The sequence below is a fragment of the Exiguobacterium sp. s143 genome, from assembly GCF_018618895.1.
GTDB classification, from domain to species: domain Bacteria; phylum Bacillota; class Bacilli; order Exiguobacteriales; family Exiguobacteriaceae; genus Exiguobacterium_A; species Exiguobacterium_A abrahamii.
On the sequence record NZ_JACSMX010000001.1, the window covers coordinates 773,330 to 787,216 of the forward strand.

14 protein-coding genes are annotated in these 13,887 nt (G+C 45.4%); 3 read left to right on the top strand and 11 right to left on the bottom strand.

The features are described from left to right. Window positions 1–25: 25 nt before the first annotated feature. Entirely contained in the window at window positions 26–1,873 is a 1,848-nt protein-coding gene (gene typA, locus KNQ03_RS04305; RefSeq protein ID WP_195864716.1) for a translational GTPase TypA, read from the bottom strand. 184 nt (window positions 1,874–2,057) lie between these two features. Between typA and KNQ03_RS04310 the strand changes: the two genes are divergently transcribed. After that, the gene (locus KNQ03_RS04310; protein ID WP_158581850.1) at window positions 2,058–2,228 is read left to right on the top strand and encodes a DUF5325 family protein; all 171 of its coding nucleotides are present in this window, start codon (window positions 2,058–2,060) and stop codon (window positions 2,226–2,228) included. A gap of 41 nt (window positions 2,229–2,269) precedes the next feature. Here the strand turns inward: KNQ03_RS04310 and KNQ03_RS04315 are convergent, their stop codons facing one another. From KNQ03_RS04315 to KNQ03_RS04325, 3 genes are all read right to left on the bottom strand, one after another. After that, the gene (locus KNQ03_RS04315; RefSeq protein WP_023468844.1) at window positions 2,270–3,055 is read right to left on the bottom strand and encodes an inositol monophosphatase family protein; all 786 of its coding nucleotides are present in this window, start codon (window positions 3,053–3,055) and stop codon (window positions 2,270–2,272) included. A 124-nt stretch (window positions 3,056–3,179) separates the two neighbouring features. Continuing rightward, window positions 3,180–3,368, bottom strand: a complete 189-nt coding sequence (locus KNQ03_RS04320; protein ID WP_023468845.1) for a hypothetical protein — start codon at window positions 3,366–3,368, stop codon at window positions 3,180–3,182. A gap of 283 nt (window positions 3,369–3,651) precedes the next feature. After that, window positions 3,652–3,924: a UPF0223 family protein gene (locus tag KNQ03_RS04325; protein WP_023468846.1), complete on the bottom strand. Its 273-nt coding sequence runs from the start codon at window positions 3,922–3,924 to the stop codon at window positions 3,652–3,654. A gap of 132 nt (window positions 3,925–4,056) precedes the next feature. On the opposite strand from KNQ03_RS04325, the gene KNQ03_RS04330 reads away from it, so the two are divergent. Further along, on the top strand, window positions 4,057–5,544 hold the full coding sequence (locus tag KNQ03_RS04330) for an aminotransferase class I/II-fold pyridoxal phosphate-dependent enzyme (protein WP_035406702.1): 1,488 nt from the start codon (window positions 4,057–4,059) through the stop codon (window positions 5,542–5,544). A 55-nt stretch (window positions 5,545–5,599) separates the two neighbouring features. Here KNQ03_RS04330 and KNQ03_RS04335 read toward each other — a convergent pair whose 3' ends face one another. The 5 genes from KNQ03_RS04335 to pdhA all read right to left on the bottom strand — a co-directional run bounded on the left by KNQ03_RS04335 (window position 5,600) and on the right by pdhA (window position 10,889). After that, window positions 5,600–5,905 (bottom strand): SAV0927 family protein, encoded by a 306-nt coding sequence (locus tag KNQ03_RS04335; RefSeq protein WP_023468848.1) that lies wholly within the window; start codon window positions 5,903–5,905, stop codon window positions 5,600–5,602. A 110-nt stretch (window positions 5,906–6,015) separates the two neighbouring features. Further along, window positions 6,016–7,428, bottom strand: coding sequence for a dihydrolipoyl dehydrogenase (gene lpdA / locus KNQ03_RS04340; protein ID WP_029342176.1), 1,413 nt, complete (start codon window positions 7,426–7,428; stop codon window positions 6,016–6,018). A gap of 3 nt (window positions 7,429–7,431) precedes the next feature. Further along, on the bottom strand, window positions 7,432–8,724 hold the full coding sequence (locus tag KNQ03_RS04345; RefSeq protein ID WP_023468850.1) for a dihydrolipoamide acetyltransferase family protein: 1,293 nt from the start codon (window positions 8,722–8,724) through the stop codon (window positions 7,432–7,434). Window positions 8,725–8,825: 101 nt separating this feature from the next. Beyond that, window positions 8,826–9,803 (bottom strand): alpha-ketoacid dehydrogenase subunit beta, encoded by a 978-nt coding sequence (locus KNQ03_RS04350; RefSeq protein WP_023468851.1) that lies wholly within the window; start codon window positions 9,801–9,803, stop codon window positions 8,826–8,828. Between the two features lie 3 nt (window positions 9,804–9,806). Next, complete coding sequence (pdhA, locus tag KNQ03_RS04355; protein ID WP_023468852.1) at window positions 9,807–10,889, bottom strand: pyruvate dehydrogenase (acetyl-transferring) E1 component subunit alpha; 1,083 nt, start codon at window positions 10,887–10,889, stop codon at window positions 9,807–9,809. A 377-nt stretch (window positions 10,890–11,266) separates the two neighbouring features. On the opposite strand from pdhA, the gene def reads away from it, so the two are divergent. After that, window positions 11,267–11,806, top strand: a complete 540-nt coding sequence (gene def / locus KNQ03_RS04360; protein WP_029342180.1) for a peptide deformylase — start codon at window positions 11,267–11,269, stop codon at window positions 11,804–11,806. Window positions 11,807–11,851: 45 nt separating this feature from the next. On the opposite strand, the gene rnjA is transcribed toward def, so the two are convergent. Both rnjA and KNQ03_RS04370 read right to left on the bottom strand, forming a co-directional pair. Then, window positions 11,852–13,519 carry a ribonuclease J1 gene (rnjA, locus tag KNQ03_RS04365; protein ID WP_035396693.1) on the bottom strand — a complete coding sequence of 556 codons (1,668 nt, stop codon included), beginning with the start codon at window positions 13,517–13,519 and terminating at the stop codon, window positions 11,852–11,854. Continuing rightward, on the bottom strand, window positions 13,516–13,731 hold the full coding sequence (locus KNQ03_RS04370; RefSeq protein WP_023468855.1) for a DNA-dependent RNA polymerase subunit epsilon: 216 nt from the start codon (window positions 13,729–13,731) through the stop codon (window positions 13,516–13,518). Before KNQ03_RS04370 ends, rnjA begins: the two co-directional genes overlap by 4 nt. Between the last annotated feature and the right edge of the window lie 156 nt (window positions 13,732–13,887).

Sequence of the window (13,887 nt, forward strand, 5' to 3'; positions counted from 1 at the left end):
GCCAGTCCCCCTATTCGTTCAAGACTTAATCTTTACCTAGACGACGACGTTTTTCTTGCTTTTCACGTTCGTTTTTGTTCAAGACTTGTTTACGGAGACGAACCGATTGTGGTGTGATTTCACAGTACTCATCTTCGTTCAAGAATGTCAACGACTCTTCGAGTGAGAAGACACGTGGACGTTTAAGAACGTTCGTTGAGTCTTTTGCAGATGCACGCATGTTCGTTAATTGTTTTGCTTTAACGACGTTGACAGCGAGATCGACATCACGGTTACATTCGCCGATGATCATACCTTCGTATACTTCAATACCTGGCTCAATGAAGATCGTTCCGCGGTCTTCAAGAGCTGAGATTGCGTATGCAGTTGCTTTACCTGTTTCGATTGAGACCATAACGCCACTACGACGTCCACCGATATCCGCTTGGATGAACGGACGGTATTCTTCGAATGTATGGTTCATGATTCCGTATCCGCGTGTAGCAGAAAGGAATTCGTTACGGTAACCGATCAAACCACGTGAAGGAACGATGAATTCCATCTTCGTTTGACCGTTGTCCATTGTTTGCATGTTCGTCAATTCACCTTTACGGAGACCGATCGATTCCATGACAGAACCTGTGTACTCTTCTGGTGTATCGATGACGACGCGTTCGAATGGCTCGACTTTGACGCCTTCTTCTTCTTTGATGATTACTTGCGGTTTCGATACTTGAATTTCGTATCCTTCACGGCGCATGTTTTCGATCAAGATCCCGAGGTGAAGTTCCCCACGACCAGAAACGATCCAGCGGTCCGGTGAATCTGTGTTTTCGATGCGAAGTGAAACGTCTGTTTCGAGTTCTTTTTCAAGACGCTCTTCGATTTTACGTGAAGTAACGAGATCTCCTTCACGACCAGCGAATGGCGAGTTGTTGACGATGAATGTCATTTGAAGCGTTGGCTCATCGATACGTAATAATGGGAGTGGATCAACGTGTGAAGTTGGGCAAACCGTCTCACCGACGTTGATATCTTCCATACCAGCGATCGCGATCAAATCTCCAGCTTTTGCTGTTTCGATTTCGACACGTTTTAGACCGAAGTAACCGAACAACTTCGTAACACGGAAGTTCTTTGTTGAACCATCAAGTTTTGAAAGCGAAACGCTATCGCCAACTTTGATTTCTCCACGGAAGACACGACCGACACCGATCCGTCCGAGGTAGTTATCATAGTCAAGCATCGTCACTTGGAACTGAAGCGGCTCCAACGTGTTATCGACAGGTGCTGGTGTGTGCTCAAGAATTAAATCAAGAACGTTTGTGATTGTATCTTCTTGTTTTTCTAATTCAGGTTCAAATGAACTTGATCCGTTGACTGCCGATGCATAAACGACTGGGAATTCGAGTTGATCTTCGTCAGCTCCGAGGTCGATCAAGAGATCCACGACTTCATCGACGACTTCAAGAGGACGGACCATCGGTTTGTCGATTTTGTTGACGACGACGATTGGTTGAAGTCCTTGCTCGAGTGCTTTTTTCAAAACGAAACGTGTTTGTGGCATACAGCCTTCACGTGCATCGACGACGAGGATGACGCCATCAACCATACGCATGATCCGCTCAACTTCTCCACCGAAATCGGCGTGTCCTGGCGTATCAACGATGTTGATGCGTGTGTTCTTGTAATCAATTGCAGTGTTTTTCGCAAGAATCGTGATTCCACGTTCCCGCTCGATGTCATTTGAGTCCATTGCGCGTTCTTCGACTTGTTCGTTCGTACGGAACGTACCAGACTGTTTTAAAAGCTCATCGACTAATGTTGTTTTACCATGGTCAACGTGGGCGATGATCGCAACGTTGCGTAAATCATTTCGTACTAATGTTGTCATAGGTGTGTACCTCTTTCTATTCATTTAAATAAATCTTATCATACTTTCGGTCAACTTTAAGAGTATAGCACAGGTAGAGTCCTAATTGGCAATGACTAAGATTCGACATCACTCCGAAAGCCTTTTCATTATCCTTCATTCACGCTACACTGTTAACGTACTCACGGGTAGAGGGGGAAAAAACATGCGCCTGCTATTTTTATTACTCGCCATGCTTGCCGTAGGATCCATGGCAGCCATCGGCATCTTCATCGCGGAACAAAACGTCCCAATGACGATCGCCTCTGTCATCTTAATGATTGTTACGATGGGTGCCGGGTTCGTTTTAAAGGCACGTTTACGAAAACAAGCATGAACAAAAAGGTTCCTTTCGTTCAAGACGAAAGAAACCTTTTTTCAATCCTCTTGTGTTTGTACGAATGTCAACACATCTTCAACGAACGTCTGGCTCCCTGCTAGCACACTCGTTTGTTCGAGAAATGACATCGATTCACCTGTGATCGTTCCGACACGCCCACCGACCTCTTCAATCAACAACTGACCGGCTGCGTAATCCCAAGGCATATTACGCATCGTGATATACCCGTCAACACGCCCTGCAGCTGTCCATGCGAGTTCAAGTGATGCTGCACCGATTGCTCGTACACCTACTGCGTGTCGTACGAGTGGCGCAAGACGATCCGTATTGATTCGACGATTTGGTGTCACCCAGGTCGCGTTCATACAGATGATTGCTTCTTTAACACTCCTCTCCTCGATTTGTGGTAATCGTATGCCGTTTTGATAAGCACCATGCCCTTTGATGACATGGAACAACTCGTCCGCCATGACATCGTAGACGAATCCATAACGTAACTCACCATCTATCATGATCGCAATCGAGATGGCAAACATTCGTTTTTGACGGATAAAGTTCATCGTTCCATCAATCGGATCAACGAACCAGATCGTGCCTTCGAGTGTATCGGGTCGAGCGATTCGCCCTTCTTCCCCATAAATATGATGATTCGGATAGCGATCTAAAATACCTTGAATCAATAAATCCTCGACGGCTTGATCAATCTCTGTCACTAAATCGCTTTTTCCGGTTTTTTGTTCGACGTGATACGAACCATCAATTTTTTCGCGAATGTACTTTCCCGCTCGTTTGATCAAATCTATCGCATCCAACTCAATCTGCATTTGAGTTCACTCCTTCATCGTTGTTTCCAGCTTCTTCTATAGTAACAAAAAAAGAAAACCAGCGAACAGTTCGCTGGTTGAAGAGTTGATATTTTATTATAAGGTAGAGATCGGAACGTTGAAATCAAGCTTCAAGACGTACCATCTCTTGACGATATTTTTCGAGGCGCTCTTTACTTGCGCCAACAGCTTCTGCGTCACTTGCCACCATCGCATCGTGTAATGTAGCAAGCTCATAATCGATTTCGAGACGCAATACAGGAATGCGTTTTTCTGCATCTTTTCTCTTGTATGCTTCTATCACTTGTTTCACAGTAACCACACTCCTTCGCGGGATAAACAGAGGTTTAATTTGTCAGACAATTGCGACTTATTAGTGGATTGAATCTATAATAGTACGATTCAACTTAGATGTAAAGCATCTAATTTTAAAAAATACAGTTTCACATATTTGTAAGGCCAACGTCTTGTATGTAGTATATAGCCGCTTCCTTTCCACTTTAAACAAATGTTGATCATTTCCCGCACATTTCCAGTCGGATTAAAAAGATAAGACTCCTACGCGATCGCATAGGAGTCTTATCTTCATGATCCAATTATTTCTTCATACGAACAATCGGTTCTTCCTGACGTTTCGCTTGTTGCATCGTCCGATAACTCGAGCAACCGGTCTCTTCCATATAAAACTGATCCCACTGTTTTTCCTCGGATTTCGAGGTGACGATTTGCTTGAATTCACGATACGCTTCAAGCAACCGTTGTCTTTCAACACCTGTCTCATACGCTTGCTCGACTAAATTAAAGAAGTCGATGACTTTCACGATTTCTTCAGTCGACCAATCGGAATTGAGCGGATAATTCAATGCCATCATTCCCACTTCCTTTCTGCACTTTTCTATTTTACACGCAAAAGAAGCATAAAACAGTTGCAACCGTCCGAAAACTTGTTATAGTTAGCTTGTTTGATTGTATTTTTATTCGGTTTTAAGGGGGGAAATCTGGTGCAAACAAAAAGCTTAACACAGCTCGATACACCTTTATTCGATGCGCTACTTGCGCATGCGAAACGTCAACCAATTCAATTTCATATTCCCGGTCATAAAAATGGTCAGGGAATGGATCCAGCCTTTCGATCGTTCATCGGTCAGAATGCGCTCGATATCGATTTAATCAATATCGCTCCCCTTGATGATCTCCATCATCCAAAGGCAATCATTAAAGAAGCTCATCAATTGGCAGCTCAAGCCTTCCATGCCGACGAAACGTTTTTTTCCGTACAAGGAACTTCAACGGCCATCATGGCGATGATCATGAGTGTCGTCGGACCTGATGATAAAATTCTCGTTCCTCGGAACGTGCATAAATCGGTGATGTCAGCTATCGTTCTTTCTGGTGCGCATCCGATTTTCATTCACCCTGAATTCGATGAGACATTCGGAATCGCACACGGTATCACACCAAGCGCGGTAGAACGTGCCCTTGCACTTCATCCCGATACAAAAGCAGTTCTCGTCATCAACCCGACCTATTTCGGCGTTGCTGGTGACTTAGAGAGCATCGTCAAGCTTTCCCATAGTAAAGGTATTCCGGTACTCGTCGACGAAGCACACGGCGTCCATATCGCCTTCCACGAAGATATGCCGCTGTCAGCGATGCAAGCAGGAGCTGATCTTGCCGCAACCAGCGTGCATAAACTCGGTGGCTCACTTACAGGAAGCTCTGTCCTGAACGTTCGTCGCGGACTTGTCTCTCCAGATAAAGTTCAAGCAGTGCTCTCGATGTTGACGACGACATCGACATCTTACCTGTTGCTGGCTTCTCTTGACTGCGCTCGGCGTCATCTTGCGATCAACGGTGAAGCGATGAATCGTCGGGCACTTGAACTTGCGACACGGATGCGCTTTGGATTAGCGAAGCTTCCTTATCTCGCTGTTTTCGGTGAATCCGATCTTCATTCGAGTGCGACGTTCGCCTTTGATCCAACGAAAGTGCTTGTTTCCGTCAAAGGGCTTGGCATTTCTGGTCACCTCGTCGAAGAGTTCTTACGTGAAGAACATCGGATCGAAGTTGAACTTTCTGATTTGAACAACATTCTCGTCATCATCACGTCTGGTGACTCAGAAGAGACGATTGATGCCTTTCTACATGCGATGTCGTTACTTGTCGCACGTTATCAAAATAATGGCGCCGAGACGACTGATCATTCGATTGTTCTTCCAGACATCCCAGCGCTCGCTCTCAGTCCTCGTGATGCATTCTATGAAGAGACAGAGACGATTCCGTTGGTCGATGCGGTCGGGCGGATTTCGGCTGAATTCATGATGGTATATCCACCTGGTATTCCTATCTTCATCCCAGGCGAAATGATCACGGCAGACAACCTTGCCTATATTAAAGAAAACATCGAAGCCGGTCTTCCGGTTCAAGGTCTTGAGGATCATTCGCTTGAGACGATCAAAGTCATTCAACAATCGAATGCGATTCGGTGAAGACAAGATAAAGCAGTAATCCTTATTCAATGAGGATTACTGCTTTTTTGTCATTTCATTCTGCGTATTCATCGTTTGGTGAACAAGGAATGAATGCTGCGAGTGCTTCACCGATTACTTCGACATCCTCTCGTTCAATCGCAAATGTACGAATTAAGACATCTCCATTCAACACATCCTGTTGATCGAGTAACGCTGACTGACCACCGGTTAAACTGACGACAAGTACTTTCCCGAAGAATTGTCCCGTACAGACGACAGCAAAATCATAGCGGGCGAGTGCAGTCGTCCAGCCGACAAAACGAACCTTATCCATTTCCGATACGTAATACAGCTCCTCTAAGGTAGTCACGGATTCCATGTGCGTCCACCCTCTCCGATTTTTACTTTTTCTTTTCCTTTTTTGTATCAAGACCAAACAAAAAAACACCTCATACACGGTCGGCTCCCCGTGTATAAGGTGTTTCGATATTATTTAATGATGTGGATTGGGCTACCGATTGCAACTTCAGCAGTTTCCATTGCGATTTCACCGAGTGATGGGTGTGCATGGATTGTGAGTGCGATATCTTCAGCTGTCATACCAGACTCGATTGCGAGTCCCATTTCAGCGATCATATCAGATGCGCCTGTACCAGCGATTTGCGCGCCGATCAAGAGACCATCTGATTTACGAGTGATCATTTTCAAGAAGCCGTCTGGCTCGTTGAGTGCAAGTGCACGACCATTCGCAGCGTAAGGGAATTTAGACGCGATGTAATCGAGTCCTTCTTCTTTTGCTTGTGCTTCCGTGTAACCGACTGTAGCGAGTTCTGGATCTGTGAAGACGACCGCTGGAATCGCGCTGTAGTCGAGGTATGCAGGGTGTCCTGCAGCTGCTTCAGCAGCAATTTTAGCTTCGAATGAAGCTTTGTGTGCAAGTGGTGGTCCTGGAACGATATCACCGATTGCGTAGATGTTTTCGTTTGAAGTACGGCACTGATCGTCGATTTCGACAAGACCACGGTCGCTGACTTTGACTTCTGCCATTTCAAGACCAAGATCACCAGTGTTCGGACGGCGACCGACAGTAACGAGGACGTAGTCCGCTTCAACTGTTTGTGCTTCACCGTTGACTTCGAATGTTACTTTAACGCCATCTTCCGACTCTTCTACACTTTGAGCAAGTGCTTCGTTGTGGATTGTGATGTTACCTTTTTGTTTGAGCTTTTTCTTAACGACTTGCGTCATAGCAGGCTCGAAACCAGAAAGGATGTCTTTTGTTCCTTCAAGAATGACGACTTCTGTATCGAAGTTCGCATACGCTGTACCAAGCTCCATCCCGATGTATCCGCCACCGATGACGATGAGTTTTTTCGGGATTTCAGGAAGGTTCAATGCGCCTGTTGAAGAAAGGACGCGTTTTGACCATTTGAAAGCTGGAAGTTCGATTGGAGTCGAACCTGTCGCGATGATACATTTCTTGAATTTGTAAGGAGTCGAAGAATCTTCGTTGATGATACGGACTGTATCTTCTGATTGGAAGTAAGCTTCCCCAACGACAGTCTCGACTTTGTTCCCTTTAAGAAGACCACTAACGCCGCCAGTCAATTTGTTGACGACAGATTGTTTCCAAGATTGAACTTTCGAGAAATCGACAGTTGCATTCTCAGAAGTGATCCCCATATCGCTTGAACCTTTAGCATGCTGGAAGTTATGACCTGCAGTGATCAAGGCTTTTGATGGGATACATCCAACGTTTAAGCAAACACCACCGACGTTTTCACGTTCAACGATTGTTACTTTCATACCGAGTTGCGCGCCGCGGATTGCAGCAACGTAACCACCAGGGCCAGCCCCGATTACGAGTAAATCTGTTTCTTGTGCGAATTCACCTACTACCATTGCTTATCCCTCCATGATGAGAAGTTGTGGGTCGTTCAATAGGCGTTTAACTAAGTTAAGCGCGTTTTGTGCAGTTGCACCATCGATGAGACGGTGGTCGAAGCTGAATGAAAGTGCAAGAACTGGTGCAGCAACGATTTCGCCGTTTTTAACGACTGCTTTTTCAGCGATACGGCCGATACCGAGGATTGCAACTTCTGGGTGGTTGATGACTGGTGTGAACCACTGACCGCCAGCAGAACCGATGTTAGTGATCGTGATTGATCCGCCTTTCATCTCTTCGCCAGAAAGTTTACCTTCGCGTGCTTTACCAGCAAGGTCGTTGATGTCGTCAGCGAGTGAGAAGATCGATTTACGATCTGCATCTTTAACGACTGGTACGACAAGACCGTTGTCTGTATCTGCAGCGATACCGATGTTGAAGTAGTTTTTGTAGACGATTTCTTCGTTTACATCGTCGATTGATGCGTTGATTGCTGGGTATTTTTTAGCAGCAGCAGTCAATGCTTTTACGACGAACGGAAGGTAAGTCAATTTCGTACCTTGAGCAGCCGCAACTTCTTTGAAGTTTTTACGGAGTGCTACGAGGTTCGTAACATCGACTTCGTCCATGAGTGTTACGTGTGGAGCTGTATGTTTCGAGTTAACCATTGCTTTCGAAATCGCTTTACGGATTCCTTTGATTTTCTCGCGTGTTTCAAGTTCAGGTTGAGCAGCAACGTATGGCTTAACTTCTGTTTTTGGTGCAGAAGCAGCTGCAGCTGGTGCTTTTTCTTCTGTTGCTGGTGCTTCAGAAGTTTGACCACCGTTTGCGAATGCATCGATGTCTTCTTTGACGACACGACCGTTGTCTCCAGAACCTTGGACTTCACGGATGTCGACACCTTTTTCACGTGCATATTTACGGACAGATGGCATCGCGATGACGCGTTCTGATTTATGGATTTGAACCTCGTTTGGTTTGTCTTCCACTTTTTGATCCGTATCTTGAACGTCTTTCGCGTTGTCTTCAGCTTTTGGTTGCTCTGCTTCTTCAGAAGGAGCAGAACCTTCGCCTTCGACTTCGAAAGTGATGAGGACGTCGCCAACGACAGCTACGACACCTTCGTCAACTTTTACTTCTTTAACAGTACCATCAACTGGTGATGGGATTTCAACGACTGCTTTATCGTTTTGTACTTCAAGAAGAACGTCGTCTTCCTTGACAGTGTCGCCCGCTTTTACGAACCACTTTACGATTTCACCTTCATGAATACCCTCACCGATATCCGGCAATTTGAATTCAAATAAACCCATTTGAATATGCCTCCTTTTAGTTCACTCTTCTAGTCGATTGTTATCTGTAAAAACGGAAGCAAGGAGAGAATGAACCCCTCTCCTTATTTTCCGAAATGCTCTTAGAAATTGTAGACAGTTTTGACTTTCTCAACGATATCTTTGTGATCTGGGATCCAGACGTCTTCACCTTGTGCGAATGGGAAGATTGTATCTGGAGCAGCAACACGAAGAATTGGCGCTTCGAGGTCAAGGATTGCACGTTCTTGGATTTCAGTTGCAACCATTGCAGCGATACCCGCTTGTTTTTGTGCTTCTTGAACGACGACGACACGGTTTGTTTTCTTGACAGAAGCAAGAATCGTATCGATGTCGATTGGGCTGATTGTCATCAAGTCGATGATTTCGACGCTGATGTTTTCTTTTTCGAGCTCTTCAGCTGCTTTAAGTGAAGCGTGTACCATCGCACCGTAAGTGACGATTGTTACGTCTGTACCTTCACGTTTAACATCAGCTTTTCCGAGTTCGATCGTGTAATCGCCCTCTGGCACTTCACCGCGGAATGAACGGTAGAGTTTCATGTGCTCGAGGAATACGACTGGGTCGTTGTCGCGGATTGACGCGATCAAAAGACCTTTTGCATCGTAAGGTGTTGAAGGAATGACAACTTTAAGTCCTGGTGACTGAGCCATGAGTCCTTCGAGGTTATCTGCGTGAAGTTCCGGTGTTTTAACACCGCCACCGAATGGTGAACGGATTGTAACAGGTGCACTGTATGTGCCGCCTGAACGGTAACGGAGACGCGCAAGTTGTGCTGCGACTGAATCGAATACTTCGAATACGAATCCGAAGAATTGGATTTCCATGATTGGACGGAATCCTGTCAGACTGAATCCAACAGCAAGACCACCAATACCTGATTCCGCAAGTGGTGTATCGAAGACGCGGTCTTCGCCGAGCTCATCTTGAAGACCTTCTGTCGCACGGAATACCCCACCGTTTTTACCGACGTCTTCACCGAACAAGAGAACTTGTTCGTCGCGTTTCATCTCGACGCGCATTGCGTCAGTGATCGCTTGGATCATCGTCATTTGTGCCATGGGTTATTTCGACTCCTTTGCTGTATACTCATCAAGCTGCTCTTGCAGGTTTTGTGGAAGCTTCTCAGCCATCACGTTGATGAAATCTGTAACTTTTTGTTTTGGTTCTTTGTCAGCTTGTGCAAGTGCTTCCTTAACGTCAGCTTTTGCTTGCTCGATGACTTCGTTCTCTTTATCTTCGTTCCAAAGACCTTTTGCTTCCATGAAAGCACGGAAACGGACGAGTGGATCTTGTGCTTGATACTCATCATCCATGTCTTTTGTACGGTAACGTGTTGGATCATCACCAGCGAGTGTGTGTGGTCCATAACGGTAAGTCAATGTTTCGATCAATGTCGGAACACCGTTGAGTGCTTCAACACGCGCTTGTTTCGTAGCTGCGTATACAGCAAGAACGTCCATACCGTCGACTTGGATACCATTGATACCAGCAGCGACAGCTTTTTGAGCGATTGTTTTCGCCATAGATTGTTTTTCGACAGGTGTCGAGATTGCGAAACGGTTGTTTTGAACGACGAAGATTGCAGGTGCTTTGAAAGCTCCAGCGAAGTTCATACCTTCATAGAAGTCACCTTGTGAAGAACCACCATCACCTGTGTAAGTGATTGCGACTTGTTCTTTACCGCTTTTCTTAAGACCGAGAGCAACACCAGCCGCTTGAACGATCTGCGCACCGATGATGATTTGTGGCATTAAGACGTTAACACCTTCAGGGATCTTACCACCTGTGATGTGACCGCGTGAGAACAAGAATGCTTTGTAAAGTGGGAAGCCATGGAAGACCATTTGTGGAATATCACGGTATCCAGGAAGAATCCAGTCATCTTTATCCAAAGCGAATTGCGTACCGATCATTGACGCTTCTTGTCCAGCTACTGGAGCATAGAAACCGAGACGTCCTTGACGGTTAAGTGAGATTGCACGTTGGTCCCAGATACGTGTGTATACGAGACGGCGCATTAATTCCGTAAGCTCTTCATCCGAGAGGTCTGGCATAGCGTCTTTATTGACGACTTCACCTTTCTCGTCAAGAATGCGGAACGTTTCAAAGTTTTCTTCCACGTTTTTAAACATGTTTACGTTCATCTTTTCACCTCATCCTTTCACTGCGTTCAGCGAAATATTCCTCTGACTGATTTGCCCACATGACAATAGTGTCCAAAAAACGAAGTCCCGTGTGACTATCCTTTGAACATGTGTCTGTGTACCTATTCAGTTGAGTAAACTGTATTATCATGAATCGACACGTTATAGTGTCTTGTTCATTACGTTACAAGTATAAATCTGTAACACCTTAAAATCAAAGGAAATGTTTTATTTTTTTCGCGTTTCACATTGTGAATTCAATCACAAAACTAGAATATTCCATCTTCTGTATCATTCGATATTTTCCTACTGTGTTAGTTGTCATCATTCCCCACTTTCCTATGCTATACTTTTTGTAGACGAAAGGAGTGTTGTTCATGATCACCATGAATGAAATCGTACGCGAAGACGTTCCTGCTCTTCACGAACGGTCAGTAGAAGTGACCTTCCCTCTCAGCGATGAGGATAAGGAAACGATGCGACTCATGCGCGAGTTCCTCGCCAACAGTCAAGATGATGAAATTGCGAAGAAATATGACTTACGAAGCGGCATTGGACTTGCAGCACCACAAATCGGTGTCAACAAGCGCATGTTCGCGATCCGCTTACCGGATGGTGATGATTTGCTGGAATTTGGTATCTATAATCCAAAAATCATCAGTCATTCCGTCGAGCAGACCTATTTAACGGGCGGCGAAGGATGTCTGTCCGTCGATCGTGAAGTCGAAGGACATGTACCGCGCTATATGCGTATTACCCTAACTGGCATCGATCATAACGGAAATCCTATAAAATTACGTTTAAAAGGGATGAAAGCAATCGTCTGCCAGCATGAATACGACCATCTAGATGGCGTCATGTTCTATGATCGGATTGATAAAAAAGAACCGTTCAAGGAATACGGTCCTGCCACGTAATTCAAAAATCCTCGTTTCCGTTTCGGAGACGAGGATTTTTTTGAATCAGACTTCCATGATGATCGGCATGACCATTGGATGACGTTGTGTTTTTTCTGTTAAATACGGTGTGAGCGTATCATTGATGACTTGTTTGATGTCCGTCCATTTCGTATTACGGTTCGCAAGCGATTGATCAAGCGAACGCTTGAGTAGACGTTCAGCATCTTTAATCAAATTACCCGACTCACGCATGTAGACGAAACCACGCGAGATGATGTCCGGTCCAGAGACGAGACGATTCGTCTTCGAGTCAAGCGTCACGACGACGACGACGAGTCCCTCTTCTGAGAGAATACGGCGATCGCGTAAGACGATGTTTCCGATGTCTCCGATTCCTTTTCCATCGACATAAACGGCATTCGCTTGAATCTTCCCAGTGATAGCGGCTGCATTCGCATCTAATGCGAGTACTTCACCGTTATCCATGACGAAGCAGTTCTCTTCCGGTACACCAGCATCCATCGCAAGCGACATATGCTTCTTCAGCATCCGGTATTCCCCGTGAATCGGCATGAAGTATTTCGGATTCAATAGACGTAACATGAGCAACTGCTCTTGTTGACTACCGTGACCTGATGTATGGATATCATTCAATTTACCGTACATGACATCTGCGCCAGCTTTATATAGCTGATTGATCGTCTTTCCGACAGAAACGACGTTTCCTGGGATTGGGGACGAAGAGAAGATGACGAGATCATCCGGAATGATCGAGATTTGACGATGTGTTCCGTTTGCGATACGGCTAAGTGCAGCCATTGGTTCTCCTTGTGAACCGGTACAAAGGATCGTCAACTCATTTGATTTATAACGTTTCATCTCGTTCGGCTCGATGATCGTCCCCTTCGGTGCTTTGATGAAATCAAGTTCTTGACCAATCATCATGACCTTGTCCATGCTACGTCCGAAGACGACGATTTTCCGTCCTGCTTCTACAGAAGCATTGACGACTTGTTGCAGACGATAGATGTTCGACGCAAACGTCGCGAAGATGATCCGTCCTTCCGCTTTACGGAAGATGTCTGAGATCGTTTCCCCAACGACACGTTCACTCATCGTAAACCCTTCCACTTCTGCATTCGTTGAATCCGATAGAAGACACAATACGCCTTCTTTACCGAGTTCAGCCATTTTCGCTAAATCAGCCGGCTCTCCAACTGGCGTGAAATCGAACTTGAAGTCCCCTGTATGCACGATGTTCCCTTGTGGTGTTTTGACGACGACACCGAACGAGTTCGGAATCGAGTGTGTCGTACGGAAAAACGAGATGCTTGTCTTCCGGAACTTGATGACCGAATCTTCATCGATCTCATGCAGTTCCGCGTTGCGAAGCAAACCATGCTCTTCTAACTTCACCTTGATGAGACCCATCGCAATCTTACCAGCGTAAATCGGTAAGTTCACTTGTTTAAGCAAGAAAGGCAGACCACCAATGTGATCTTCATGACCGTGTGTGATGAAGACGCCTTTGACCTTATCCTTGTTCTTGATCAAGTACGTGTAATCTGGAATGACATAGTCGATTCCAAGTAATTCATCTTCTGGGAACATGACACCCGCGTCAATGACGATGATCTCATCTTGGAATTGAACGACATACGTGTTCTTCCCGATTTCCCCGAGTCCACCGAGTGCGAAAACGGCGGCCTGATGGTTTTTGACGAACTTCATTCGAACGTCGCAACCTTGAAATCAGGATGTTGTTGTTCGTATGTCAAAAATTCTCCGCTGACTTCGCGGATGAACTCGATGTTGATATCTTTGAGGTGGTCAATCGTTGATCGCACGTCACGAATGCTTTCCCCTTCTACATACATTGTTTCTGTCCGTTCACGAACAGGTGCTTCCGAACGAAGCGGTTGGTAAAATACTTTAAAAATCATGCCTAGCAACTCCTTATCAGTACATTGTTTTTTGTCCTTAGTACAGTATACACGATACATGGACTATTTTTCATCCTTATTCGGCATGTTCCCTTCCGGCAACACGCTTTTGGTTATGCTATACTTTCACATGAACAGGTCATTTCGACCAATTAA

Coding starts and splice junctions, on each gene's coding strand:
- typA (WP_195864716.1), bottom strand. CDS start 1,873: ATGACAACATTAGTACGAAATGATTTACGCAACGTTGCGATCATCGCC.
- KNQ03_RS04310 (WP_158581850.1), top strand. CDS start 2,058: ATGCGCCTGCTATTTTTATTACTCGCCATGCTTGCCGTAGGATCCATG.
- KNQ03_RS04315 (WP_023468844.1), bottom strand. CDS start 3,055: ATGCAGATTGAGTTGGATGCGATAGATTTGATCAAACGAGCGGGAAAG.
- KNQ03_RS04325 (WP_023468846.1), bottom strand. CDS start 3,924: ATGGCATTGAATTATCCGCTCAATTCCGATTGGTCGACTGAAGAAATC.
- KNQ03_RS04335 (WP_023468848.1), bottom strand. CDS start 5,905: ATGGAATCCGTGACTACCTTAGAGGAGCTGTATTACGTATCGGAAATG.
- lpdA (WP_029342176.1), bottom strand. CDS start 7,428: ATGGTAGTAGGTGAATTCGCACAAGAAACAGATTTACTCGTAATCGGG.
- KNQ03_RS04345 (WP_023468850.1), bottom strand. CDS start 8,724: ATGGGTTTATTTGAATTCAAATTGCCGGATATCGGTGAGGGTATTCAT.
- KNQ03_RS04350 (WP_023468851.1), bottom strand. CDS start 9,803: ATGGCACAAATGACGATGATCCAAGCGATCACTGACGCAATGCGCGTC.
- pdhA (WP_023468852.1), bottom strand. CDS start 10,889: ATGAACGTAAACATGTTTAAAAACGTGGAAGAAAACTTTGAAACGTTC.
- def (WP_029342180.1), top strand. CDS start 11,267: ATGATCACCATGAATGAAATCGTACGCGAAGACGTTCCTGCTCTTCAC.
- rnjA (WP_035396693.1), bottom strand. CDS start 13,519: ATGAAGTTCGTCAAAAACCATCAGGCCGCCGTTTTCGCACTCGGTGGA.
- KNQ03_RS04370 (WP_023468855.1), bottom strand. CDS start 13,731: ATGATTTTTAAAGTATTTTACCAACCGCTTCGTTCGGAAGCACCTGTT.